Origin of the sequence: Kitasatospora sp. NPDC004615 (assembly GCF_042873545.1) — a bacterium.
Classification (GTDB): Bacteria; Actinomycetota; Actinomycetes; order Streptomycetales; family Streptomycetaceae; genus Kitasatospora.
Genome location: NZ_JBIALQ010000003.1, coordinates 668,917 through 692,033, shown reverse-complemented (window position 1 = coordinate 692,033; position 23,117 = coordinate 668,917). Strand labels below are relative to the sequence as shown.

Sequence of the window (23,117 nt, the reverse complement as noted above, 5' to 3'; positions counted from 1 at the left end):
CTGCCTTTCCGTTGGGGAGGGTTGATGGAACGTCAGTTCGATTTCAGAGGAGGGCGGGTCAGCTGTAGAGCATCCCGCCGTCGACCGTGAGCACCTTGGCGGTGATGTACGAGGCCGCCGGGCTGGCCAGGAAGACCGCCGCCTGCGCGACCTCCTCCGGGGTGCCCATCCGGCCCAGCGGGATCGCCGCCGCGGCCTCCTTCAGCTGGGCCCGCGGCACCTTCTTCACCATGTCGGTGTCGATGAAGCCCGGCGCCACCACGTTGACCCGGATGCCCTTGGGGGCGCCCTCGTAGGCCAGGGTCTTCGCCATCGCGATCACCCCGCCCTTGGAGGCGGCGTAGTTGGCCTGGCCGACCCGGCCGGCGATGCCCGAGGTGGAGGCGATGAAGACGATCGACCCGCCGCTCGCGTACATCTGCTTGGTGGCCTCACGGGCCGTCAGGAACGCACCCGTCAGGTTGGTGGAGATCACCTCCTGCCACTTGGCGGCGCTCATCGCCGCGAGGTGACCGTCGGCGGTGATGCCCGAGTTGAGGACCGCGACGTCCACGCCGCCCCAGGCGGTGCGGATCTCCTTGTACATCGCGGTGACCTGCGCCTCGTCGGACACGTCGGCCCGCACCAGCAGCGCCTTGCGGCCGAGGCCCTCGATCTTCTCCGCCAGCTGCTCGGCCTTGCCGGCGCTGGAGCGGTAGTTGAGCGCGACGTCGCAGCCGTGCTCGGCCAGGTGCAGCGCGATCGCCGCGCCGATGCCCCGGGAGGCCCCGGTGACGACAGCCCTGGTGCCTTCGGTGAACAGCTGACTCATGCCGTGCTCCCGGCGAGGTTGGAGGTGACCTTGTGGCTGCCCGGGTCGAAGCCGTCGACCTCGGTGCCCAGACCGTGCCGCTCGGCGTGGTTCAGCACCGCCTCGGCGACGGCCAGGTCCAGCACGCCGAGGCCGAACGGGGCGAACACCACGGTGCGGGCGGCGGGCAGTTCGGCGGTGCCGTCGAGCAGCGCGCCGATCTCGGCGGTGACGAACCGGCGGTGGCCCACCTGCTGCTCCGCCTTGTGCAGCGAGGTCTGCTCGCGGATCGCGTGGTCCGCGTCGTCGGTGACGTTGACCGCGCCCAGCACCGAGGCGACCGACAGGTCGCGCAGCGACAGGTGCAGGATGACCTGCCCGTCGGGGCGGTTCGGGTGGTCGGCCAGGTCCAGCCAGTACGAGGAGTCGGTGGTGGCGATCGAGACCGTGTCGGCGGTCAGCACCTGACCGAGCGTCGCCGCCCTGAACTCGACGTCCGGGTACTCGGCGGCGAGCTCCGCGGCGAACACCTTGGCCCGCTCCGGGAAGGCGTCCTGCAGCAGGACGGTCCGCAGCCCGTCGTGCACCTGGGTGAGGAAGTGCACCACCTGGTTGTTGATGGTGCCGCAGCCGACCAGGCCGACCGTGCGGACCTCGCGGTCCGCGTTCAGCAGCCCGGAGGCGAGCGCCGCACCGGCCGCGGTGCGGACCGCGGAGATCTGGCTGCCCTCCATCAGGGCGAGCGGGTAGCCGGACTCCAGGTCGTTCAGGATGCACAGCGAACTGGCGCGCTGCATACCCCGCTTGACGTTCTCCGGGAAGGACGAGATCCACTTCAGGCCCATCACCGGGGCCGGTCCGCCAAGGTAGGCGGGCAGCGCGATGATCCGCGAGTCGGAGCGGTGCAGCGGGCGCAGGAAGGTGGAGAACGGGAGGTCGGACTTGCCCTGGCTGTGCAGCACGTAGGCGTTGCGCACCAGGTCGATGACGGTGGAGTCGAGGTCCGCGAGCGCGGCCCGGACGTCCTCCCGGCCGAGGATCCTCATGCCTGGCCCCTTTCTTGGTCGGTCGGCGGCAGGTACTGCCGGAGGTAGGACTCCACCCACTGGTCGTCGTAGATGGTGTCGAGGTAGCGGTCGCCGCCGTCCGGGAGCACGGCGACGCAGGTGCTGCCGGGTTCGATCCAGGACTCGGCCTGCATCAGGGCGGCGATCACCGCGCCGGACGAGCCGCCGGCCAGGATCGACTCCTCGGCGAGCAGGCGGCGGCAGCCGCGGATGCACTCGGAGTCGGTCACCTTGACCACCCGGTCGGCGAGGCCGGGGCGGAGCAGCTGGGGGACGACCGCCGCGCCGTGGCCGGGGATGGTGCGCCTGTGCGAGGACTCCCAGGGCTCCGGCGGGCCGAAGATCACACTGCCCACGGCATCCACCGCGACCACCCGGGTGGGCAGTCCCTGGTCCTGGATGAACTCGGCGCAGCCGCGCAGCGTGCCGGTGGTGCCGGCCGCCAGGAACAGGTAGTCGGGGGCCTCGGGGAGGGCCTCGAAGATCTCTCGCATGGTGGTGCGGTGAGCGCGCGAGTTGTCCTCGTTGGCGTACTGGTTGGGCCACCAGGAGTCGGGGACGGTGTCCAGCAGGTGCTTGACCCGGGCGATCCGGGCGGGCAGGAACTCGCCGGTGGCGGGGTCGCGGTGCTCGACCACCTCCACCCGGGCGCCGTAGGCCCGCATGATGGCGAGGTTCTGCGGGGTGGTGCGCGGGTCGACCACGATGATCAGGCCGAGCCGGTAGAAGTTGCAGAGCTGGGCGAGCGCGATGCCCAGGTTCCCGGAGGAGGACTCCACCACGGTGGAGACCCCGGGCACGATCCGGCCGGCGGCGATGGCCTGTTCGACCATCGACTTGGCGGCGCGGTCCTTGATGGAGCCGCCGGGGTTGAACCGCTCGCACTTGGCGTACACCTGGAAGCGGTCGGTGGCGAAGAGTCGGTCCAGCGCCACCAGCGGCGTGCCGCCGATCGTGGAGACGATGTCGGGGTCCGACGGACGGTGCGGGCGGACCCGCAGTTCGGCGCCGTCGGGGACGAGCACGGTCATTCCGGCACCTTTCGGCTGATCTGGAGCCGAAGCTCACTGACGTACTGCTCACCGTCGGCGTCAGGCAGCCAGGACTCCTCGGGGGCCGGCAGCGGTTCGCTGACGGTCACCCTGGCGTCGGGGTCCGACTGCACCGCCCGGCGGACGAGGTTGGCGAAGGAGAGCACCAGCGTCGGGCTGGTGAAGTCGACCAGGGAGGGCTTCGTCTCCTCGGGGAACTTGACGAAGGCCCGGTCGGGCAGCGCGTTGTCGGTGACCCAGCGGCGCACCGTCAGGTAGTCGCGCATCCGGTCGGCCTTGGGCGCGAGGGCCACGCTGGTGGCGGGCAGCCGCCAGGTCTCCCGGAACAGCACCAGGTCGTCGAGGGTGACCCGGGGGGCGTGCGGGCGGTCCAGGCCGATCTTGAACGCGTCGCAGGCGATGATCGAGATCAGTACCGCGAGCAGTTCGGAGAGCGTCCGGGTGCGGCCGTCGGTGGTGGTCGCGGTGATCGTGCCGTCGTGCTCGGTGAGGGTGATGGCCACGGCGGGTTCGATCCGCTCGCGCTGGTCGAAGGGGGCGCGGGTGAAGCCGATCAGCCGGTCGCCCGCGCCGATCGGGGCGGGCACCATGCGGCCGCTGTTGCGCTTCCAGCCGACCGGCAGCAGCGGCACCAGCCGCTCGCCGCCGATCGCCCGGTTGACCTTGTCGCGCAGCGAGCCGGTGTCGGCCGTCCAGTCCAGGAACGGCAGGTCGAGGGTGGCCAGGCAGGCGTGCAACTCGCCGAGCACCACCAGGTGTTGGCCGGCGTTGACGGCGTCCACCGAGCGGGCGACGACCTGCAGGTCGGGGCTGTGCACGGCGAGGTGCGGGGAGCGGACCTCGCCGGTGGCGAACACCTTTTTCGCCGAGTCGATGATCTGGTCGACACTCAGGTCGACCCGGGTGGCGCCGTCCGGCACCTCGCCGATGACCTCGCGCCACTTCAGCGCCAGCTCCCGGACGGCCTGCTGGACGGGGTGGTTGTGCTCGCCCCAGAACAGCGCCAGGGTCTGCGGCCAGACGTCGGCCAGCGTGACGGCGGTGCCGGGGCGCTGCCGTTCGGCGGCCTTGCGGACCAGCGCGACCACCTCGGTCTCGACCAGTTCGGCGAGCCGGTTGCCGAACCAGTCGGCGGCGTCGGCGACCAGGGCGAGCGGGCGGGCGATGCCGTCCAGGAAGTCCCGGCCGAGCTCCATCCGGCAGTCCCGCAGGGTGTCCTGGTAGACCAGGGTGCGGCCGGCGTACGCCTTGCCCTCCTCGCGGGAGGCGGCCTGGCCGGTGGTCTCCACGAAGTACGCGTCCAGCGCGTCCAGTGCCTCGACCAGTTGCTCGGCGCTCCCGGCCCGGTCGATCTCGCCCTTGTGGCGGGCGAGTTCGGCGAGCACCGCGTCGTAGCGGACGAACATCTCGGGGTCGCCGATCGCCGAGACGCGGCGGCGCAGCACCTCCTCGGCGCGGACGTCGACCGGGATGTTGGCGTCCCAGCCGAGCACCCGCTGCCGCAGCAGCCGGTTCAGCACCTTGTCGACGGCTCCGCGGGCGCTCGCGGCGTCCCAGCCGTGGTCGGCGATCAGCAGGTCGGTGATCTGCTCGGCGCTGCGGTCGCCGTCGGCGAGCCGCATCACCTGCGCGTCCTCGGGGCGCAGCCGGACGGTCTTGCGGTTGGCGAGCACCAGCTGCTCGCCGTCGAGGTGGACGTCGGGGCGCAGCACCGGCGGGAACCACCAGCGGGCGCCGGGCTGTTCGGCCATCCAGTCGGCGATCGCGGCGACCGTCCAGCGTTCCAGCGAGGTGCGGGCGGCGGCGACCAGGGCGGGGCCGTGGTCGATGCCGATGGCTTCCTGGGTGCGGCCGACGCCGATCCAGGCGCCGGGGCCGAAGAAGCCGATGGTCTCGGCCTTGGCGCAGTAGCGCAGCCAGTACATGGCGAGGGTGCGTTCGCGCTGGCGGCGCTTGGTCTCCTTGCCGCCGGGGGCGGCGAGCGAGTCGAGGATGCGGAAGACGGTGCGGTTCTGCCAGGCGATGGCCAGGCGGAGCTTGGGGTCGGTGGCGAGGGCGGCGAGGCGGGCGGCCTCGGCGTCCACGTCGGCGCGGTAGGCGGTGTCGAACTCCTCGGCGGTGCCCTCGCCGGCGGCGAGCCGGGCGGCGGCGGCCGGGGCGGAGGTGCCGCCGATCAGGTCGAGGCCGGAGACCGGGAAGCCGGCGTTGCGGAGCAGTCCGACGCCCCAGACCTGCCAGTCGGAACCGGCCAGCGGGTGGAGCGGGGCGAAGTCCGCCCAGTCCACGGCGCGGGCGGCCTCGACGGCGGGGGCGGTCATCCCGACACCTCCGCCAACTCGCTTGCTGCGGCGGGGGTTTCGGTGAGCGCGGCGGCGAGCCGGGCGATGCCTTCGGCGATCTTCTTGCGCGGCACGTTGCTGAAGCACAGCCGGATGCCGTCGTTGTGTTCGCCGTCGATGGAGAAGTGGCCGCCGGGGACGAAGGAGATGCCGTGCGCGGCGGCGGCCTGCGCGTAGCGGGTGGCGTCGGCGCCGTCGCGGTGGCGCAGCCAGAGGTAGAAGCCGCCGCCGGGGCGCTGCCAGGTCCACGGGCTGTCGGTGCCGAGTTCGGCGTCGAGCGCGTCGGCCATCTGGGTGCAGCGTTCGCGGTAGCTGTCCCGGTAGCGGTCGATCAGCTCGGTCCAGCCGTTGCGGGAGTAGTAGGCGGCCAGCGTGCCCTGGGCGAGCGCGGACGGGGAGAGCGAGATGATCTCGGCGACCCGGGCGAGGTCGTAGCGCAGGTGCTCGGGGGCGGCGATCCAGCCGGAGCGCAGGCCGGGGGCGAAGATCTTGGAGAAGGTGCCGAGGTAGACCACCTGCTGCGGGTCGAGGGCCTGGAACAGCGTGGTGGTGGTGCCGTCGAAGCCGAGCAGGCCGTACGGGTTGTCCTCGATCAGCAGCAGGTCGAGTTCGCGGCAGGCGGTGAGGATGGCGGCGCGGCGCGGGACGGAGAGGGTGGCGCCGGTCGGGTTCTGGAAGGTCGGGTTGACGTACAGCAGCCGGACGGTGCGGCCGGCCTCGCGCAACTCCCGTACGGTGCTGCGCAGTTGCTGCGGGCAGAGGCCTTCGGAGTCCTCGCCTGCGGCGTGCAGTTCGAGGCCGGCGGTGCGGAAGGCCGCGGTGGCGCCGGGGTAGGCGGGGGTCTGCACCAGGATGGTCTCGCCGGGGGCGCCGAGGGCGAGGGCGACGGCGGTGAGGCCCATCTGGGAGCCGCTGGTCGGGATCAGGTTCTCGGCGCTGGCGTGGCCGTCCTCACGGGCCATCAGGTCGGAGACGGCGGGCACGAGGGCCTTGGCGACGTGCGGGGTGGTGTACTGCAGGGCGAGCTTGCCGCCGAGCCGGACGAGCCGGGCGAGCTGCTGGGAGATGTCCCCCAGCGGGAGCACGTCCAGGTCGGGCAGTCCGCCGGCCAGGGAGATGACGTCCCCGCCCCGTTCGAACAGCCGGGGCATTTCTGCCGCGGGTCTGGTGTCGGTCCACATGGCTGTCGGTCCTCAGACTCGGGCCGGGGCGGCGTCGGCGGCCCAGGCCTGCACGTAGCGGAACAGTCCGGCCGGGGAGGCCAGCGCCGGGTCGGCGAGGGCGTCGGGGTCGACCTCGATGCCGAACTCCTCCTCGACGGCCATCACCAGGGCGATGGTGTGCAGCGAGTCCACGCCCAGGTCGACGAGCGGGGTCTCGGAGTCGGTGACCTGCACGGAGCAGATCCGCTCGACGAGCTGGTCAAACTGCGACTGGTTCATGGCTGCCCCTCGGGGATGCGGTGACGGACTGGTGGATTCGGTACTGCTCTGCCTCGGCCGCTTCGGCAGCGGCCGCGTCGACCAGGCGCTTGGCGGCGGCCCGGTCCGGCTTGCCGTTGGCGGTCAGCGGGACGGTGTCCAGCGCGACGACCCGGTCGGGCATCCGGCTGGGGTCGAGCCGGCCGACCAGCGCGGCCCGGACCTGCTCCGGCGGGAGGGTGCCGTGCACGGCCAGCAGCAGCGGCGCGTCCTCGGTCTCGGGGCGCAGCGCTACGGCGGCGGTGACGCCGGGGAGGCGTTCGGCGGCGTCCTCGATCTCGGTGAGGGCGATCCGCATGCCGCGGCGCTTGATGACGTCGTCGTCGCGGCCGACGAAGTACAGCCGTCCGTCCTCGTCGAGCCGGCCGCGGTCGCCGGTGTGCAGCTCCAGCGTGCCGTCCGGGCGGCGGATGAAACGGTTCTGCGCTTCCAGCGGGATCCGCCAGTAGCCGGCCATCACGGTCGGTCCCCAGACCACGATCTCGCCGGTCTCGCCGGGGCCGAGCCCGCTGCCGTCGGCGGCGACGATCCGGACCTTGTCGCCGGGGATCGGCGGGCCGACCGAGTCGGGGTGCTCGGCGTACTCGGCCGGGTCGAGGATGGAGATCCGCTTGCACTCGGTCATGCCGTACATCGAGGCGAACTCGGAGCCGGGGAAGACCTCCAGCAGGTCCGCCATCACGGCCCGGCCGGGGCGGGCGCCGGTGTTGGTGAACAGCCGCACCCTGGTGGGCCGGTGCAGCTTGCTCTGCAGCAGGTGGAGCATCTGGGCCAGCGAGGGCACCAGCGGGACGACGGTGACGCCGGTGCGCTCGATCAGCCGGAGCAGTCCGACGTCCTCGCTGCGGCGGGCCAGCACCAGGGTGCCGCCGACCAGCGCGGACAGCAGGGCCTGGTAGAGGCCGTAGTCGAAGGAGAGCGGCAGCCGGCACAGCACCACGTCGTCCTGCCGGTAGCCCAGGCAGGCGTTGATGGCGTCGAGGGCGGCGAGCATCTGGCGGTGCGGGCAGACCACGCCCTTCGGGCGGCCGGTGGTGCCGGAGGTGTAGATCAGCATCGCCACCTGGTCGTCGTCGAAGTCGGCGCGGAAGCCGTCCTCGGCGGTGGCGAGGACCTGCTGCCAGGCCTCCTCGACCTCGACGGTGCGGGCGGCGCGGGCGCCGGCCGCCGGGCGGCAGATGGCCAGCGCGGCCTCGGAGTCGGCCACGATGTGGTCGATCTGCTGGTCCGTCAGCTCCGGGTGGACCGGGACGAAGATCGCCCCGATCCGCAGGGCGGCCCAGAACAGGGCCAGGAACGAGCGGTCGTTGCCGCCGGTGTACACCACCCGGTCGCCGGCGGTGACGCCCTGGCCGCGCAGCCAGCCGACCGCGCGGTCCACGGCGGTGCCGAGCTGACGGTAGTTCAGGGTGCCGTCGGCGTCGGTGACGGCGGGGTGGTCGGCCCGCTCCGCGAGCGGGTAGTCGAGCAGGTCAGACACCGGCATGGACGGCCACTCCCTCGCTGATCCCGGCGGCGGTGAGCCGCTCCTGGGCCCGGGTGACGTCCCGGGCGGTGTTCACGGAGACCACCTCCAGCTGCGGGTGGTGGCGCTTGAGCAGGTTGGCGAGCGTCTTGGCGGGCGGCAGCGAGAACGTCGCCTCCGGGGCCAGTTCGCCCAGCCGGTCCAGGCAGAGGTCCCAGCGGACCGGGCTGACCACCTGCTGGACCAGTCGGCGGCGGATCTCCGCCGGGTCCTCGACGGCCGCGCCGTCCGCGTTCGACAGCAGCAGCTGCGTCGGCGCGGCGAACGGCACCGCCTCGGCGGCGGCCTCGAAGGTCTGCCGGGCCGACTCCATGAACGGGGTGTGGAAGGCGCCGGCCACGCTGAGCCGCTTGACGGTGGCCCCGGCGGGCGGGGCGGCGGCCAGCTGTCCCAGCGCCTCTTCGAGACCGGCCGCGACGATCTGGCCGGGTCCGTTGAAGGTCGCCGGAGTCAGGCCCAACTCCGCTGTCCGTGCCAGGACTTCGTCCTGCTCGCCGCCGATCACGGCGGCCATCGAGGTGGGTGCCTCGGCGCAGGCCGCGGCCATCGCCCGGCCGCGGATCGCGGCCAGCCGCACCGCGTCGGCGGGCTCCAGCACCCCGGCGTACACCGCGGCGGTGAGTTCGCCGACCGAGTGGCCGGCCGCCACCGCCCCGCCCGGCCGGACGGCGCCGGCCAGTACATGGTGGGCGAGCAGTCCGGCGGCGACCAGCAGCGGCTGGGTGTTCTCGGTGCGGGCGATCTCGGCGGCCGGGGCCTTGGTGCCGAGCTGGACCAGGTCCAGGTCGGCGGCCTCCGACCAGGCCCGCACCCGCTCGGCGGTGGCCGGGTCGCGCAGCCAGGCGGCCAGCATGCCCGGGGTCTGGGAGCCCTGACCCGGCGCAATGAATGCGAACATTTGTTCGAACCTCCTTTCGAGTGGGGCCTGCGCCCACGCCTCGGGCTTCGGTTGGGGACCGCTACGGGCGGCCGGTGGACTTGCGGAAGCGGCGGATCGCCAGGAACGAGAAGCCGGCGAACCAGGCCAGCAGGTTGAACACCGCGCCGGCCACGCTGGAGTGCTCCCCGTGGAACGAGAAGCCGTCGTTCAGCGGGTACCGGGCCAGCGTCGCCACCCCGTACATCGGGGTGTAGCGGGAGATCTCCAGCATCACGCCGCTGAGCGGGATGAACAGGTTGCCCAGGAAGGCCAGGGCGGTCATGGTCAGGCCCGGCATGTGCATCACCACATCGGGCTTCAGCGCCAGGCCCATGCCGATGCCGAGCGCGGCGAACACCGCGGCCCCGACCCAGGCCACCAGCAGCGAGACCACCCACACGTTGGCGTCGGCCTCGGCCCCCGTCAGCGCGCCCAGCACTCCCACGATGGCGACCGGCACACCGGCCATCAGCACCGAGCAGAGCACCTTGACCAGCAGATAGCCGGGCGGGGTGAGCGGACTCATCGCGATCGTCCGCATCCAGCCGACCGACTTCTCCACCGAGATGGTGGCGGCCGAACTGACCGCGGCGGTGGCCGCGCCGTACACCGCCTGACCGATCATCATCCAGGCGGCGAAGTTGCCGTGCGGCAGGGTGGCGCCACCGGACGGGCCGGTGCGGAACAGGGCCAGGTACAGCACCGCGGGCAGCAGCACCGTGAAGATCGTGGTCTGCCGGTTGAACCGGCGGCGCAGCTCGTAGCGGACGAAGGTCGGGTTGACCCCGTTGAACACCGAGGTGCGGGCGGCGGCGGGCGCCGTGACGGCGGCCATCAGACGTTCTCCTTCTGGGCGTTGGCGGCGCGGTCCGCGTTCGCGGCGCTGTCGGCGCGGCCGGCGTTCTCGGTGATGGCCATGAAGGCCTCCTCCAGGCTGCGCGGCGCCACCTCGATGTCCCGCGCCTGCGTCTCACCGACCAGAACCCGCAGCAGCGCGTCCGAGTCGGTGCAGGTGAAGTAGGTGCGCTCACCGCGGACGGCACTGGAACGCACGCCCGGCGTCCGGGACACCACGCCGGCCTCGTACGGGCTGAGCACCGCCGAGACGGTGCGGCCGCTGGTCGCGGCGCGGATCGAGGAGGCCGAGCCGTCGGCCACCACCGCACCCTTGTTGATCATGACCACCCGGTCGGCGAACTGGTCCGCCTCCTCCATGTAGTGGGTGGCGAACATGACCGTCATGCCGCGCGCCGCGTCCTCCCGGACAGCCGCCCAGAAGTCCCGCCGCGCCACCACGTCCATGCCGGCCGTCGGCTCGTCCAGCACCAGGAAGTCCGGCTTGGACAGCAGCGCCAGCGCGAAACGCAGCCGCTGCTGCTCACCCCCCGAACAGGCCGCCACCCGGCGGGCCCGCAGCTCGGTGATGTTCGCCCGCGCCATGCACCGCTCCGGGTCGGCCCCCGGGTGCAGCGACGCCAGCATGTGCACGGTCGCCTCGACCGTCAGGTCCGGCAGCAGACCGCCGGACTGCAGCACCGCCGCCACCCGCCCCGCCCGCACCGCCTGCTCGGGACTCACCCCGAACAGCCGCACCTCGCCCTCGTCCGGCCGGGTCAGCCCCAGCAGCATGTCGATCGAAGTGGTCTTGCCCGCGCCGTTCGGCCCGAGGAACGCCACCACCTCGCCCCGCCGAATCCGCAGATCCAGCCCGTTGACGGCGGTGAACACCTCGCCCTTGGCGTTGGTGAACCGCTTGACCACACTGGACAATTCAGCCGCCAGGGGGGACGCCGTCCCCCTCGACGCCGTACGGTTCTGGTAATCGATCATCATCCGAGTCCTCACGATTCGGCGGAGGTTCGCCTCTTGTGAGCACTACTCTCCCGGCCACCCCTATCGCCCCGAACCGACCCGGCTATCGGACCCCTATCCCGGGACCCGCAGCACTCCACACAGCCTCTTGCCACCACCGGTAGGATCGGGGGCATGAGCGGTAGCAAGAAGTATTCGGTCAGCCTGCCCGAGGACCTTGCGGAGAGCATCCGCAGCCAGGTAGGCCCGGGCGGCTTCTCGGCCTACGTCGCCGAGGCACTGGAGCACCGCGTGGCGATGGACAAGCTCCGCGAGATCGTCGCCGACTTCGAAACGGACAACGAGCCACTCACCCCCGAGGAGATCGACGCCGCCCGCGCGCTGCTGCGCCACGACCGGCCCGCTGCGACCGGCGACGCCGCCGCCTGATGCCCGGCACCCTCCTCCTGGACAGCGAGGGCCTGTCCCGCCTCTACCTGAACGACCGACAGGTCGCCGCCTTCCTCCAAGCCGCCGCCGCGGAGGGTGTGCGGGTCGGCACCACCGCGATGACCGTGATCGAGGCGGACCACGCCCGCGCCCATCCGGCCCGGATCCGCTGGGCCCTCTCCCGCATCGACGTCCACGACGTCACCCGCGAGATCGGCAGCCAGGCGGCGGCGCTGCTTCGCGAACACCGGCTGCACGGCCACAAGTACGCGATCGACGCCGCATTCGCTGTGATCGCGCGCTCGGCACCCGGCCCGGTCACCGTCCTCACCTCGGACCCGGAGGACCTCACCCTGCTCTGCGGCCCCCGCGTCCTGGTCGTCGGGCTCTGAACCTGCGCCCGAAACGGCAGCCGGCCCGGCACGCCGAACGCGGTGCCACGGAGAGCCCGTGACACCGCGTCCGGTCAGGGGCGTCAGACCGGGATGATCTCCACTCCGGTCTCCAGCCCCCGGAAGTCGTCCGCGTTGCGGGTGTAGAGCGGCAGCCCGTGGGCGGCGGCGGTGGCCGCGATCATCAGGTCCATCCGGCGCGGCCGCGGGTTGCGGTTCGCCTTGACAGTGAGCGCGACCAGCGTGCCGAACCGGCGGGCCGCCTCCCGGTCGAACGGCAGTGCCGCGAACTCCGCCTCGGCATCCGCCAACCGCTGCGCGCGGGCCATCATCTCGACCGGATCGCCCGCTACGGCCACCCCTTGGGCGAGCTCCGCGAGCACCACGGTGGAGACGGCGGCCTCCAGCGGCAGCGAACCAGGGTCGATCGAGGGGAGGTCGATCACCACGCAGGTGTCCAGCATCCCCCGCAGTCGGCGGCCGCTCATTCCCGCCCCTGCGGCTCGTCACCGATCCGGTCCTCGTCGCCGAAGAACTCGTCCGCTTCCGCACGCATCCGTTCCGCGTCGATCACCGAGGCACCACGCCACTTGCGCTGGAGCTCGTCGACCGGCACGAAACGGCGACGCGTCCCCAGCGGACGTACCTCGGCGATCTCCGTGCCGTTCCGGGTGATGTGGTAGGTCTCGCCGGCTTCCACATCGTCCAGCACGGCCTTGGACCGGGCGGCGAGTTCTCGCTGCGTGATGGTCTTCATTCCACCAGCGTATTGCACTGCAATACGGCGCGCCACAGGCGCCGCGCCCGGTCAGGACGGAATCTGCCCCACCGCGTCGACCAACGCGGTCTTCCGCACCGCGCTGATGAACTGGACCGTGCCGTCGTGGCCCTCGCCGGGGCGGCCGAGGATGCGTTCGCCGAGGAAAGCGTGGGTTTTCCGGTCCAGGATGAGCTGGATGATGCCCACCTTGGGGTCGAGAAGGGACACCGCCTCGCCGGTCCGGCCGAGGGCGTCGGTGGCCTCCTCGTGGTAGGAGATGTGCGGGATCTTGGCGGCGGCCCGGAACAGCGCGGCCTTTTGCGGGGCGGGGCAGGGGCCCCTCATGAGAGAGCGCAGAATCGTCCAGACCGCGACCTCGCGGGTCATGTTCTTGGCGTCCGTCACCGTGCGCACGAACGGGTCCGCGTAGAGGATCTCCAGCAACGCGTCGGGGTCGGTCGGCAGTTTGGCCAGCTTGTCGTAGGGAGGGTCCGCGTAGAGGCTGGGGCTTGCCTGCTGGGGTTTCACGACGGAGTCGTGGGAGGAGAGCCCGCCGGACGGGCGTTCCACGACGGAGCCGTCGGTGAGCCCGCCGGACGGGGGTTCCACGGTGGAGGCGTCGGTGACCCCGGGGCCAGACCACCGGACCAGGCCGGGCTTCGATCCGTCGACGGAGAGCCAGCGCTGGACGGTGGTGATGGCGTTCGGGTCGCTGGTGGTGTGGATGAAATCCAGGTACACGAACTGGTCCGGCCGCGGTGCCGGGGTCCTGTCGGCGGCGAGCGCGTCGGCCGCGAGGTTCAGCACCGAGACCGCATGGGCGCTGGATTCGGTCGCACCCGGTCCGGCGATCTGGGTGCTGACCAAGCCCGCGGTGAGCGCCGTCGTCAGGGCCGCGGCGACCAGCACTCGGCGGGTGGTGAGCCGTCGGTCCCATCGTGCCGTGGGCTTCCCGGCGATGGCGTCGGCCAGTTGCAGGCGGCCGCGGAGGCGGGCGTGGGTGGTCATCGGTTCGGTGTCGGCTCGGAATTCGGCGAGCCGGGTGATCTCGTCCATGGGGACTCCTCCGTCAGTGGGTGGGTCGGTCGAGTGCGGTGTGCAGCCGTCGGCGGGCGCGGTTGAGGCGCGAGCGGACCGTGCCGTCCGGGATCCGCAGGGCCTCGGCGATCTCCTGGTAGCTCAGCTCGGCCCAGGCGAACAGCAGCAGAACGTCGCGTTCCTTCGCCGTCAGCCGGGCCAGTACGCCGGCGATCTCCTGGGCCTGGGCGCCGGCCGTCACTCTGGCGGCGACCGTGTCGGCGTGGTCGCCGGTGTCGAGCGGGTCGACGCCGCTGCGGGCCAGCGCGCGGTAGCCGGAGCGTTCGGTGCGCTGGTGGCGGTGCAGCAGGTTGGTGGCGATTCCGTACAGCCAGGGCCTGGCGTCGGACCGGTCCCGGTCGTAGCGGCCGCGGATCCGGAACGCCGACAGGAAGGTCTCGGAGGTGAGGTCGTCGGCCACCGAGGCCCCGATCCGCCGGGCCAGGTAGTGGTGCACCGCGACGGCGTGCCGGTCGTATATCTCGCCGAACCGGTCGGGTTCGGCGAGCGACGCCCCGATGACCGCCGCGTCGTCGTCCACTCCTTCCCGCAGGGGCGTGTCCGTGCCGAGTACCGCCGTCACCGGCCCGCCCCCCGCCGGCCGGTCACCATTACCTGGTCGGTGCTGCGCATGGGTTCTCCTTCGCGCCGGCTCCTCCGGCGCTTCCACCCTCTATTGCCATCTCGCCGGGGCCCGGTTCGGCGGTTTCGACGAAAACTTTTCGGCCACCGAACACCCTTGGCCGGAGCGGGAGTTCTGCGAGACTGCCGGGCAGCGGCGAGGAACGGGGGCGGGATGACGGAGGGTCGGCTGGTCGGCGGCCGGTACCGGCTGGTGCGGGCGCTCGGCGCGGGCGGGTTCGGCAGCGTATGGCTGGCGCACGACGAGACGCTGCGGGTGGACGTCGCCGTCAAGGAGGTGCGGCTGCCCCCGACCGGGACGGCCGCCGAGCACGCCGAACTGCTGGAGCGGGCGCAGCGCGAGGCCCGGCACGCGGCCCGGCTGCGCGACCATCCGCACGTGGTCGGGGTGCACGACGTGGTGCTGGACGGCGGCGCGCCGTGGACGGTGATGCAGCTGATCGTCGGACGGTCGCTGCACGAACGGATAGCGGAGGGCGGCCCGCTGCCCGTCCCGGAGGCGGCCCGGGTGGCGTCCGCCGTGCTGGCCGCGCTGGACGCCGCGCACCGCGCCGGGATCGTCCACCGGGACGTCAAACCGGCCAACATCCTGCTGGCGGACGACGGCCGGGTGCTGCTCGCCGACTTCGGGATCGCCGTCCAGCAGGACCAGACCGCGCTGACCGCCTCCGGCATGTTCGTCGGGTCGGTGGACTACATCGCGCCGGAGCGCGCCCAGGGCGGGCCCGCCGACCCGGCCGGCGACCTGTTCTCGCTGGGCGCGACGCTCTACCAGGCCGTCGAGGGGCGGCTGCCGTTCCGCCGCGACACCCCGGTGGGCACCCTCACCGCCGTCCTGTTCGAGCCGCCCGCGCCGTGCGTGCTGGCCGGTCCGCTGGCGCCGCTGATCGACGGGCTGCTGGCGAAGGACCCGGCCGCCCGCCTCACCGGCGCCCGCGCCGCGGCGATGCTCGCCCCGCACTTGGGCGCGCACTCGACGGCGGCCGCCGCGCCGACCGCCGCGGCCACCGTCCCGAACGCGCTGCCGCCCGCGGTGCCGCGGGCCGCCCGCCGTTCGGTGGCGACGGTGCTGCCGCCGCTGCTGGCGCTCGCCGCACTCGGTGCGGCGCTGCTGCTGAACGTGTTCTCGTTCCACCCGGACAGTCAACTGCCGCCGTCCGGCGCCGCCTTGATGAAGCTGGCACACACCCCCCTGTTCGAGGCGCTCAGCCTGAACTTCGACAGCAGCGCCGTGGGGCTGTCCTGGCTGTGGCTGCTGCCGACGGCGATCGCCCTTCTGGCCACCGCCTGGTACCCGCCCCGGGTTCCGGCCGCAGTCCGGACCGCCGGGTTCCTGCTGACGCTGGTGCTGCCCGTTCGCCTGGGTGTCGCCGGCCTGTGGGATGCGGACACGCACCTCGAACGCCTCGTGCACGCCCTGCCGCCGGAGGTCGCGTCCCACCTGCACGTCGGCTACGGCCCGGGCTGGTGGCTGCTGCACGTGGCGGCGTTCGCCGCCCCGGTGGTGCTGCTGGCGGGCCAGTTACTCCACCGGAGGCGGCGCTGACGCGACGTCAGGGCGCGGAGAGCGGGATGTCCGGGCTCTTGTCGAACGCCTTGATCGGGGTCATGCCGCCGAGGCCGGGAAGGTAGGCGGTGTAGTCGTGGCTGACCTTGACGCAGGTGTCCTCGTTGTCGGCGGTGCTGGCCTCGGCGCCCTTGAGCGCAGCGGCCGGGTCCACGGGGGCGCTCGAACCGCCCTGCCCGCCAGGGTAGGTGGTGCCCGACTTCCAGTCGGTGCCGATCACCAGCTCGATCGAACTGCCGCTGCCGGCCTGGACGGCGCTCTCGGGCATACCGAGCGCGGCGGCCACCTGCTTGGCGTCGCCCTCCTTCCCGGCCGGGTAGCGGACGGTGCTCTGCTCGGCGGACAGGTTCGTGCCCGCGGCGGTGTCCTTGGAGAACCCGGCCGCTTGCAGCGCCTGGGCCAGCTCGGTGGCCCGGCGCTGGGCACCGCTGCCGTTCCGCACCGTCACGGCGATGTTCTTGCGGGGCGTGCTGTTCGCGGGCGGGGCGGTGGTGGCCTCGGCGGGCGGCGCCGAGGAGGGCGGCGCGCTGCTCGCGCCGTTCGGGTCGGCGCTCAGCGGCTGGTCGTTCTTGATCGACGCGAACAGCTTCTTCGCGTCGGGGCCGGTCACCAGCCGGTTGTCGTCCTTGGGATCCGGATCGGTCTGCATGGTGGTGAAGGTGACCCGGGACGGCGGCACCTTGTTCAGGTCGTTGGCCAGGCCGACCAGCTTGGTGATCCCGTCGAGTTCCGGGTCGACGGTGAGCGCCTTGGTCGCGGCATCGGCCAGCGACAGCACCTTGCCCGGGTCGGTGAGCGTCCCGGCGTTCTTCAGCTCACGGATCATCGATCCGAGGAAGGCGTGCTGGGCGGCCGCCCGCCCGAGGTCGCCGCCGTCCCCGAACCCGTGCCGGGTGCGGACGAACTGGAGCGCCGCCATTCCCTTCAGGGTGTGCTTGCCCTTGGTCAGCTTGAGGTGCGAGTACGGGTCGTAGACATTGTCGCTGACGCACACCGGGACACCGCCCACCGCGTCCGACATCTTGATCACACCGACGAAGTCGACCTTCACGAAGTGGTCGATGGGTATGTCGGTGAGCTGGTGCACGGCGGCCACCGTGCAGCCGGGGCCGTACGCCAGCGTCGAGTTGATCCGCTCGCGGTGGGCCTTGGACTTGGTGTTGTTCTTGCTGTCTATGCAGCCCGGCAGGTCGGTCACCAGGTCGCGCGGGATGCTCATCACGGTGGCGTTGGAACGGTCCGCCGAGACGTGCAGCAGCAGTTGGACGTCGGCGTTGGCGCCGGCGCCGCACTCGCTGCCGCCGATGTCGCAGTCCTCCTGGGTGTCGCGCCCGTCGGAGCCGATCACCAGCACGTTGATCGGGGTCCGCCCGAACTCGTCCGGCACCTCGTGCCCGGCGTCCCCGCTCTCACCGGCGTACAGCGGCGCGGACTTGATGTTGCCGTTGTAGCGCATGTACAGGTAGCCGCCCGTGCCGACGGTCAGCACCACCAGCCCGGCGACGCTCCAGGCGGCGATCTTCAGCCCGCGCCGCCCGCGCCCCTGCTTGGACGCCCGCCGGCCCCCGGCCCGTCCCCCGTTCCCCGACCGTTGCCGGGGAACCTGTCCCTCTTCCCCCTCCGACACCGGCTCGACGGTTCCGGACTGTCCGCTTACCACATCGCACCCCCGCCGCCCGGCCCCTCCGAGCTTTTCTCCCCCTAATAGATGCACAAGGGGGCGCAGATGTTGCACGCGGGGGTGCAATCTTCCGAACGAGGTGACGAACGTCCCTCTCCCGCACGACCGTTGAGCACCCGTCGGTCAGCCGACACCCACCGGCTCCCGGGCCTCACCGCGGAAAACCTGCCGGGTGTGCCACGCACGATGCTGCGCCGCAACGGACGCGGTACCCGCCTGCGGGCCGATGACCGGACGTCCCGCCAGGGCGAGGACGTGCTGCCGACTGGCCTCGCTGCGGCCGACGAAGCGCCGGGAGACCAGGATCCGGTGGTCGTCCCCGAGGCCGAGGACGCCCTTGTCCAGGAGCTTGTGGTGCAGCGAGCACAGGCACAGGCCGTTGTCGACCTCGTCCGGCCCGTCGTGCGACCACCAGCGCACGTGCGCGGCCTCCAGGCCGACCGAGGTGCCGCCGAGCATCCCGTCGTAGCCGCAGAACGCGCACTGGAACTCGTAGGCGGTGAGTATCAGTTCACGCATCCGCCGGTCCCGCTGCCGCCGAGCCGCGGCCTCGGCGCCGGCCACCGCCCCGCTCTCCGCGAGCTCCAGATCGAGCCCGACGGCTTCGCACAGCTCCAGGTGCAGCGACGGCGCGAAGTGGGTGTCCAGCAGCACCCGCACCAGCCGCCCGAGCAGCAACGGCTCCCGGCGCAGCGCGGACCGCAGCTCCGGCGCGAGCCGGCCGGCGGCCCCACTGGAGCGGAGCACCCCGATGCCGCTGCCCGGACTCCCCGTTCCCCCGTCGGTCCGCACCTCCCACACCCCGTCGTTGACCAGGTGGTGGAACGGGTAGGCGGGGGTCGTCGGATTCGACGGTCCGTACTCGGCGAGCAGCCTCTTCAGCTCCTCCTCGACCTCGCTGTACCGGAGTTCACGGTCGGCGTCCCGCTGGTGACTCCCGAGCGCGTACAGCAGCAGCAACGGCTTGTGCGGAGCCCGCGCGCCGTTGCTCGTCCACCGTCTCAGCTTCGCCACCCGCTCGAGCCAATCCATGCCCGCCAGGGTAGTTCGGAGCGCTGAAGGCCCGTCACCGGGCCGGAATGCCGACGGGCCGGTGCGTGCGGCACCGGCCCGTCGGGTGGTTCGAGGCGTCAGTGGCGCCTGGCGTGACGCTTCCGGCTCAGCAGCACGAGCGCAGCGCCCGCACCCACCAGCAAGGCGCCGAGGAGCACGATCCGGCCCGTGCCGGAGCTGCCGGTGAAGGCGAGCGATCCCTTCGGAGTACTGGTCGGGGCGGGGCCTGCGGGCGTCGTTCCGGCCGGCGGCACGGACGCCGTCGGGCTCGAGCTCTCGCTGGGGCTCGCGCTCGGGCTGGGGCTCGAACTCGGGCTCTGCGACCCGGATCCCGACGGCTCGGGACTCGGCGAGGCGGAGTCCGACGGGCTGGGACTCGGCGACGCGGAGCTCGACGGCGTGGCCTCCGGGACGTACACGCCGGCGTCGATGGTGTGGTCGACGCCGCCGGGCTCGGACGGTGCGGTGACCTGCGCGTGCCCGAGGCCGGGCGGGCCCTCGGTCGGCGGGATCACGTTGGAGTCGTGAACCCGGTCGTCGCCGGCCGTCGGGAGGGTGTACCGGAGGTCGGCGGCGGCCGGTTTGCCCGGCACCCCGCTGGTGTCCGCCGTCGAAACGTCGAACTCCACGGTGTAGTCCGCGCCCGGCGTCAGCTGGTAGGCGGCGCCCACCCCGCCGAAGTAGTACTCGCCGTTGGCGTCGGTCTTGGTCGTCGCGACCACCTTGCCCTCGGCGTCGAGCAGGTTGACGGTCACGCCCGGCAGCGATGCCTCCCCGGCGTCCTGGATGCCGTTGTGGTCGCCGTCGAACCAGACCCGGTTGCCGATCTGGACGGGCGCGTTGGCGGCGGTGTACGCGATGTCGCCGAGGCCGCCGGCCTTGCCGAAGCCGTTCTTCTGGACGAACTCGTAGCCGTTGGCGTCCGGCTTGTTGCCGGGGCCGGCGCCGGTGTCGATGTCGTAGTAACCCGTGCCGCTGGTGAAGTAGTTGACGGTCGGGTCCATCTGGGTGCTGATCACCCACTGCTGCTGCGGGATGAAGGCGACGCCGCCGAGCGAGGTCTCCTGGTGGTAGAAAACGGCGAAGTCACCCGCGAAGTACGAGACGACGCCGCTGGGCCGGGGCAGCGGGGGCGTGTTGGTGGCGGCGTGGTTGGGGCAGTTTCCGGTGCCCTCCCACGCGTACCCGCCGGTGGGGACGGCGCAGGCCATGTTGATGTCGCCGCCGGCGTACCCGGATTCGGTCTTGTTGTTGCCGGGCCGCGGGTCGAGCCCGACGGAGGCGACGTCCATGAACCGGTCGCGGAAGCCGAGGATCATCGAGCCGTCGCGGGCGAAGGCCATGCTGGCCAACTCCGGCTCCGGGTAGACCATCCAGTTGCCCAGCTGGTAGCTGTCCCAGTTGTCCAGCCCGGCGTGCCACGGGTTCCAGTAGTGGGTCTGGTCGAACTCGGCCCCGCCGGTGCTGACGTAGCTGCGCTCGAAGTCCAGCGCCTGGCTCAGCACCTTGGTGAACCGCTTGCCGTCGTAGCCGTAGACGACGGCCTTCAGGTCGGCGCGCTTCTGGGTGCTCTCGGCGGAACACACGCCGCCGACGTACAGGGTGTTGTCGTGGACGGCGAGGCCGGCCGGACGCCAGTCGCCGGACGCCGCGCAGCCGGGGTCGGGAATCGCCACCGTGTTCTCGGGACCGGTGGCCTCCGACCCGGTCGCGTCGAAGCTGACCAGGCTGCGGGTGAGCATGTTCACCGCGTACAGCGTCGAGCCGTCCTCGGACAGGGCCAGCCCGCCGATGCTCTCCTTGCCCGGCGCGTCGACGAACTCGGCGTCCTTGATCATGTTGGTGCCGTGCGCGGTCTCGGTAGAGCCCGGCACCCTCGCGAACAGCGTCGGCGCGCTCCCGCCGTCGGCCGGCACGGCGTAGATCGCGTCGCCGCCCTCCGGCCCGTACGCGGTGAACCGCCGGGCGAACGCCGCCTGGAACAGCCGGCCGCGGTACTTGTCGTACGCCAGCCCCGAGGTCGTCCCCACCTGCTGCTGGGTGTCGAGCACGGTCGGACAGGCCGGTCCGGTCGGGCAGGTACCGCGGACGTCCTTGCCGAACGACACCAGCGCCCGGGTGTCGCTCCCCATCACCCTGTCGGTCTGGACCGGCACGAAGTAGCGGACGTCCGGCTCCGTGTAGTCCGCCGCGTCCCAGACCCCGGTGATCACCGAGGCGTCCTTGCCGGCCGAGACGTCCACGAACGAGGTGAAGCTGTCGAAGTGGTTCGGCGCGGTCGAGGCGGGCGCCGCCCGCAGGTAGCCGTCGAACGGCGCCGGGACTGTGACGTCCACCCGGTACCGGCCACCGGTCAGCGCGCCCGACGGGGCCACCACGACCTTTCCGGTGACGTCCGTGGTGCCGGTCACCCGCCGGCCGGCCGGGTCGGTGACGCTGATCTTCATGCCGCGCTGTGGGACGTCCATGGCCGTGTTGATCACGCCGGTGCCGAAGAAGTCGCGCAGCACCTGCACCGTCAGCGTCCCATCGGTGGCCGTCGCACCGGCCTGCCCGGCGCCCGCCACGACCGCACCGGCGGTTCCGCCCACCAGTAACAGGCCGCACAGCCCCACTCGCGCCAGTTTGGTAGTTGGCATCGTGCTCCTTCGCCTCGCCCCACACCGGGCCTTGGCCCGGCAACTTGCGGCAGTTTCCCACAAGTTGACGAAAACTTACACAATCGGAACGATGGATTTCGGATAGCCTGACGGAGGTCTGTCGGCCTCCCGCCGCGTGGGGAGCATCGTGGGGAACATCAGGATCGTTCGGGGCCGTACGCGCTGGGTGCTGGTCGCCCTGCTCGCCGTCGCGGCCACCGCGATCAGCACCTTCGCCCTGCTCGGCACAGGCGACGACCCCACCGGCCCGCGCCCGCCGACCACGGACGAGGCGAACCGGCTGGCGCTCACCCGGTTCCGCAACTACGAGGCCGGCGGCCGCGCGCTGACCATCACCGTGCCCGGCACCGCCGGCCGGCTGACCGTCACCGGATCCGTCGACTTCCGCACCAGAACCGGCTACGGAGTCCTGCACGGAACCGGCCGCGACAGCTCCACCACCGGCCTGATCCAGTGGACGCCCACCACCGTCCGCGTCCTCCCCATGCCCGACGCCCCGGCCACCGCCCCCGCCACACCCCCCGCCTCCGGCTGGTCCACCCGCCCGCTCCAGACCACCGGCAGCTCCCTCGACACCTCACTCGCCATCGCCCTGAACCTGGCCGCCGACCGCCCCGACAACCCCCAGCTCCTCCCCCAGAACGGCGCCACCTGGCTCTCCCGAACCACCCTGAACGGCCACCCCACCGACGTCATCACCGGCCCCAACGCCCGTGGCACCACCACCACTTCGGACACCGTCCGGTACTGGATCGACCCCGACGGCACCATGTACCGCGTCCAGGCCGCCCTCGCCTCCGACCCCCAACCGGTGATCGTCGACTTCGACACCCAGCCCTACGCGCCCGTCCCCGGAGTCACCCCCACCCCGTAGCTGCCTCAGGCGTTCCGCTCCGCCTCCGGACCGATCGGCCTGGTCAGGTAGTACTCCCGCACCCGCTCGGTGAGCACCAGACGCAGGGTCGGCTGCAGCACCGGGGCCTCGGGGATCGCATCCCACTTCATGTAGGGCCACCACCGGCCATGGGCGGCAAGGAGTAGCCGCTCGCCCCGGGCGGTCTCGCCGCGCACCGCGTACCAGCCGGCCATCCAGAGGCACGCGGCGAAGCGGTCCGGCGTCTCACCGGTGCTCTCGACCAGTGCGTGGGCGCGGTCGAAGGCATTCGCACTGAACAGGTCCTGCCAGAGCAATTGCCGCTCCGCCACCGCCAGTTCGGCAAATCCCTTCGCCAGCATGCGCTCCGTCGCCCCGTCCAGCGGCCTGGCCGGACCGCCCCACTCGCAGTGGCAGGGCAGCAGCTCCTCGACCGGGCGCCCGGGCAACTCCTCGGCCACCCACGCCAGATCCTCAGTCAGATTCCGACCGGCCGGAAGCCGCCCCACCAGCGCCGCCAGCCGCGGCCCGGCCGGCCGCCCGGCGTACAGCTGGGCCGCCAGCAGGGCCTCCCGGAACGGCACGTCCTGATCGCACAACTCCCCTCCGAGCGGCCCGTCCCGGACGATCAGCTGCTCGGCCAACTCCGCCGCCTCGCCGAACCGGTCGCGCCAGCAGAGAATCTGAACCGCGGCGGCAACGGACTCCCACCCCTCGTCCCGCGGACCGCCCACCCGCCGCGCCATCTCCAGCAGCTCGGGCAACACCACCTCGAACCGGCCCCGACGGGCCAGCGAGATCAACTCCTCGGCGGCGTTCATCCGTCCCCTCCCCTCCCCGCCCCTGAGCCACCTCGGAAACGCTCGAGGCCAGGTCAGAAAGTCTCCGACCTGGCCTCGAATCCGGTGGGCCGCCAGGGGATCGAACCCTGAACCTACGGATTAAAAGATCAACACCGTTCGTGCCCCGCACAGCTGTCATCGTCATTACGTGCTAC

22 protein-coding genes are annotated in these 23,117 nt (G+C 72.2%); 4 read left to right on the top strand and 18 right to left on the bottom strand.

Features of this window, described 5'->3' with window-relative positions; translation table 11 throughout:
• Positions 1 to 58: 58 nt before the first annotated feature.
• From fabG to ACFYS8_RS14505, 10 genes are all read right to left on the bottom strand, one after another.
• The gene (gene fabG, locus ACFYS8_RS14550; RefSeq protein ID WP_387640534.1) at positions 59 to 811 is read right to left on the bottom strand and encodes a 3-oxoacyl-ACP reductase FabG; all 753 of its coding nucleotides are present in this window, start codon (positions 809 to 811) and stop codon (positions 59 to 61) included.
• Positions 808 to 1,836, bottom strand: coding sequence for a 2,3-diaminopropionate biosynthesis protein SbnB (sbnB, locus tag ACFYS8_RS14545; protein ID WP_387640531.1), 1,029 nt, complete (start codon positions 1,834 to 1,836; stop codon positions 808 to 810). The genes fabG and sbnB overlap by 4 nt, the downstream gene beginning before the upstream one ends.
• On the bottom strand, positions 1,833 to 2,888 hold the full coding sequence (gene sbnA / locus ACFYS8_RS14540) for a 2,3-diaminopropionate biosynthesis protein SbnA (protein ID WP_387640529.1): 1,056 nt from the start codon (positions 2,886 to 2,888) through the stop codon (positions 1,833 to 1,835). Before sbnA ends, sbnB begins: the two co-directional genes overlap by 4 nt.
• The gene (locus ACFYS8_RS14535; RefSeq protein WP_387640526.1) at positions 2,885 to 5,227 is read right to left on the bottom strand and encodes a lantibiotic dehydratase; all 2,343 of its coding nucleotides are present in this window, start codon (positions 5,225 to 5,227) and stop codon (positions 2,885 to 2,887) included. The genes sbnA and ACFYS8_RS14535 overlap by 4 nt, the downstream gene beginning before the upstream one ends.
• Positions 5,224 to 6,429, bottom strand: a complete 1,206-nt coding sequence (locus tag ACFYS8_RS14530) for a PLP-dependent aminotransferase family protein (protein ID WP_387640524.1) — start codon at positions 6,427 to 6,429, stop codon at positions 5,224 to 5,226. The genes ACFYS8_RS14535 and ACFYS8_RS14530 overlap by 4 nt, the downstream gene beginning before the upstream one ends.
• Positions 6,430 to 6,441: 12 nt before the next feature.
• Positions 6,442 to 6,690: an acyl carrier protein gene (locus ACFYS8_RS14525; protein WP_035864761.1), complete on the bottom strand. Its 249-nt coding sequence runs from the start codon at positions 6,688 to 6,690 to the stop codon at positions 6,442 to 6,444.
• On the bottom strand, positions 6,671 to 8,215 hold the full coding sequence (locus tag ACFYS8_RS14520) for a class I adenylate-forming enzyme family protein (protein ID WP_387640521.1): 1,545 nt from the start codon (positions 8,213 to 8,215) through the stop codon (positions 6,671 to 6,673). Before ACFYS8_RS14520 ends, ACFYS8_RS14525 begins: the two co-directional genes overlap by 20 nt.
• Positions 8,202 to 9,152: an ACP S-malonyltransferase gene (locus ACFYS8_RS14515; protein WP_387640518.1), complete on the bottom strand. Its 951-nt coding sequence runs from the start codon at positions 9,150 to 9,152 to the stop codon at positions 8,202 to 8,204. Before ACFYS8_RS14515 ends, ACFYS8_RS14520 begins: the two co-directional genes overlap by 14 nt.
• Positions 9,153 to 9,213: 61 nt before the next feature.
• Positions 9,214 to 10,008: an ABC transporter permease gene (locus ACFYS8_RS14510; RefSeq protein ID WP_387640515.1), complete on the bottom strand. Its 795-nt coding sequence runs from the start codon at positions 10,006 to 10,008 to the stop codon at positions 9,214 to 9,216.
• Entirely contained in the window at positions 10,008 to 10,934 is a 927-nt protein-coding gene (locus ACFYS8_RS14505; protein WP_387640734.1) for an ABC transporter ATP-binding protein, read from the bottom strand. Before ACFYS8_RS14505 ends, ACFYS8_RS14510 begins: the two co-directional genes overlap by 1 nt.
• Before the next feature lie 225 nt (positions 10,935 to 11,159).
• On the opposite strand from ACFYS8_RS14505, the gene ACFYS8_RS14500 reads away from it, so the two are divergent.
• Both ACFYS8_RS14500 and ACFYS8_RS14495 read left to right on the top strand, forming a co-directional pair.
• Complete coding sequence (locus ACFYS8_RS14500; RefSeq protein ID WP_387640512.1) at positions 11,160 to 11,414, top strand: hypothetical protein; 255 nt, start codon at positions 11,160 to 11,162, stop codon at positions 11,412 to 11,414.
• On the top strand, positions 11,414 to 11,806 hold the full coding sequence (locus ACFYS8_RS14495) for a DNA-binding protein (protein ID WP_387640509.1): 393 nt from the start codon (positions 11,414 to 11,416) through the stop codon (positions 11,804 to 11,806). Before ACFYS8_RS14500 ends, ACFYS8_RS14495 begins: the two co-directional genes overlap by 1 nt.
• A gap of 83 nt (positions 11,807 to 11,889) precedes the next feature.
• On the opposite strand, the gene ACFYS8_RS14490 is transcribed toward ACFYS8_RS14495, so the two are convergent.
• From ACFYS8_RS14490 to ACFYS8_RS14475, 4 genes are read right to left on the bottom strand one after another with little or no spacing between them, the layout of a single operon-like run.
• Positions 11,890 to 12,294 carry a type II toxin-antitoxin system VapC family toxin gene (locus ACFYS8_RS14490; protein ID WP_387640506.1) on the bottom strand — a complete coding sequence of 135 codons (405 nt, stop codon included), beginning with the start codon at positions 12,292 to 12,294 and terminating at the stop codon, positions 11,890 to 11,892.
• Positions 12,291 to 12,563 carry a type II toxin-antitoxin system Phd/YefM family antitoxin gene (locus ACFYS8_RS14485; protein WP_387640504.1) on the bottom strand — a complete coding sequence of 91 codons (273 nt, stop codon included), beginning with the start codon at positions 12,561 to 12,563 and terminating at the stop codon, positions 12,291 to 12,293. Before ACFYS8_RS14485 ends, ACFYS8_RS14490 begins: the two co-directional genes overlap by 4 nt.
• Positions 12,564 to 12,614: 51 nt before the next feature.
• The gene (locus tag ACFYS8_RS14480) at positions 12,615 to 13,622 is read right to left on the bottom strand and encodes a CU044_5270 family protein (RefSeq protein WP_387640501.1); all 1,008 of its coding nucleotides are present in this window, start codon (positions 13,620 to 13,622) and stop codon (positions 12,615 to 12,617) included.
• 13 nt (positions 13,623 to 13,635) lie between these two features.
• Positions 13,636 to 14,226, bottom strand: a complete 591-nt coding sequence (locus ACFYS8_RS14475; protein WP_387640498.1) for an RNA polymerase sigma factor — start codon at positions 14,224 to 14,226, stop codon at positions 13,636 to 13,638.
• 213 nt (positions 14,227 to 14,439) lie between these two features.
• Between ACFYS8_RS14475 and ACFYS8_RS14470 the strand changes: the two genes are divergently transcribed.
• Positions 14,440 to 15,831 carry a serine/threonine-protein kinase gene (locus ACFYS8_RS14470; RefSeq protein WP_387640496.1) on the top strand — a complete coding sequence of 464 codons (1,392 nt, stop codon included), beginning with the start codon at positions 14,440 to 14,442 and terminating at the stop codon, positions 15,829 to 15,831.
• Positions 15,832 to 15,838: 7 nt separating this feature from the next.
• Here the strand turns inward: ACFYS8_RS14470 and ACFYS8_RS14465 are convergent, their stop codons facing one another.
• From ACFYS8_RS14465 to ACFYS8_RS14455, 3 genes are all read right to left on the bottom strand, one after another.
• Positions 15,839 to 17,479 (bottom strand): LCP family protein, encoded by a 1,641-nt coding sequence (locus ACFYS8_RS14465; RefSeq protein ID WP_387640494.1) that lies wholly within the window; start codon positions 17,477 to 17,479, stop codon positions 15,839 to 15,841.
• A 177-nt stretch (positions 17,480 to 17,656) separates the two neighbouring features.
• Positions 17,657 to 18,565: a phosphorothioated DNA-binding restriction endonuclease gene (locus tag ACFYS8_RS14460; RefSeq protein WP_387640491.1), complete on the bottom strand. Its 909-nt coding sequence runs from the start codon at positions 18,563 to 18,565 to the stop codon at positions 17,657 to 17,659.
• A 98-nt stretch (positions 18,566 to 18,663) separates the two neighbouring features.
• Positions 18,664 to 21,225, bottom strand: coding sequence for an SdrD B-like domain-containing protein (locus ACFYS8_RS14455; RefSeq protein ID WP_387640489.1), 2,562 nt, complete (start codon positions 21,223 to 21,225; stop codon positions 18,664 to 18,666).
• Between the two features lie 223 nt (positions 21,226 to 21,448).
• Here ACFYS8_RS14455 and ACFYS8_RS14450 point away from each other — a divergent pair, with 223 nt between their 5' ends.
• Positions 21,449 to 22,120: a hypothetical protein gene (locus ACFYS8_RS14450; RefSeq protein ID WP_387640731.1), complete on the top strand. Its 672-nt coding sequence runs from the start codon at positions 21,449 to 21,451 to the stop codon at positions 22,118 to 22,120.
• Positions 22,121 to 22,125: 5 nt separating this feature from the next.
• On the opposite strand, the gene ACFYS8_RS14445 is transcribed toward ACFYS8_RS14450, so the two are convergent.
• A complete protein-coding gene (locus ACFYS8_RS14445) occupies positions 22,126 to 22,941 on the bottom strand; it encodes a hypothetical protein (protein WP_387640486.1) in 816 nt (271 codons plus the stop codon).
• Positions 22,942 to 23,117 lie beyond the last annotated feature (176 nt).

Excerpts from the sequence above, each read along its gene's own strand:
- fabG (WP_387640534.1), bottom strand. The coding sequence starts at position 811 with ATGAGTCAGCTGTTCACCGAAGGCACCAGGGCTGTCGTCACCGGGGCC.
- sbnB (WP_387640531.1), bottom strand. The coding sequence starts at position 1,836 with ATGAGGATCCTCGGCCGGGAGGACGTCCGGGCCGCGCTCGCGGACCTC.
- sbnA (WP_387640529.1), bottom strand. The coding sequence starts at position 2,888 with ATGACCGTGCTCGTCCCCGACGGCGCCGAACTGCGGGTCCGCCCGCAC.
- ACFYS8_RS14535 (WP_387640526.1), bottom strand. The coding sequence starts at position 5,227 with ATGACCGCCCCCGCCGTCGAGGCCGCCCGCGCCGTGGACTGGGCGGAC.
- ACFYS8_RS14530 (WP_387640524.1), bottom strand. The coding sequence starts at position 6,429 with ATGTGGACCGACACCAGACCCGCGGCAGAAATGCCCCGGCTGTTCGAA.
- ACFYS8_RS14525 (WP_035864761.1), bottom strand. The coding sequence starts at position 6,690 with ATGAACCAGTCGCAGTTTGACCAGCTCGTCGAGCGGATCTGCTCCGTG.
- ACFYS8_RS14520 (WP_387640521.1), bottom strand. The coding sequence starts at position 8,215 with ATGCCGGTGTCTGACCTGCTCGACTACCCGCTCGCGGAGCGGGCCGAC.
- ACFYS8_RS14515 (WP_387640518.1), bottom strand. The coding sequence starts at position 9,152 with ATGTTCGCATTCATTGCGCCGGGTCAGGGCTCCCAGACCCCGGGCATG.
- ACFYS8_RS14510 (WP_387640515.1), bottom strand. The coding sequence starts at position 10,008 with ATGGCCGCCGTCACGGCGCCCGCCGCCGCCCGCACCTCGGTGTTCAAC.
- ACFYS8_RS14500 (WP_387640512.1), top strand. The coding sequence starts at position 11,160 with ATGAGCGGTAGCAAGAAGTATTCGGTCAGCCTGCCCGAGGACCTTGCG.
- ACFYS8_RS14495 (WP_387640509.1), top strand. The coding sequence starts at position 11,414 with ATGCCCGGCACCCTCCTCCTGGACAGCGAGGGCCTGTCCCGCCTCTAC.
- ACFYS8_RS14490 (WP_387640506.1), bottom strand. The coding sequence starts at position 12,294 with ATGAGCGGCCGCCGACTGCGGGGGATGCTGGACACCTGCGTGGTGATC.
- ACFYS8_RS14485 (WP_387640504.1), bottom strand. The coding sequence starts at position 12,563 with ATGAAGACCATCACGCAGCGAGAACTCGCCGCCCGGTCCAAGGCCGTG.
- ACFYS8_RS14480 (WP_387640501.1), bottom strand. The coding sequence starts at position 13,622 with ATGGACGAGATCACCCGGCTCGCCGAATTCCGAGCCGACACCGAACCG.
- ACFYS8_RS14470 (WP_387640496.1), top strand. The coding sequence starts at position 14,440 with ATGACGGAGGGTCGGCTGGTCGGCGGCCGGTACCGGCTGGTGCGGGCG.
- ACFYS8_RS14460 (WP_387640491.1), bottom strand. The coding sequence starts at position 18,565 with ATGGATTGGCTCGAGCGGGTGGCGAAGCTGAGACGGTGGACGAGCAAC.
- ACFYS8_RS14455 (WP_387640489.1), bottom strand. The coding sequence starts at position 21,225 with ATGCCAACTACCAAACTGGCGCGAGTGGGGCTGTGCGGCCTGTTACTG.
- ACFYS8_RS14445 (WP_387640486.1), bottom strand. The coding sequence starts at position 22,941 with ATGAACGCCGCCGAGGAGTTGATCTCGCTGGCCCGTCGGGGCCGGTTC.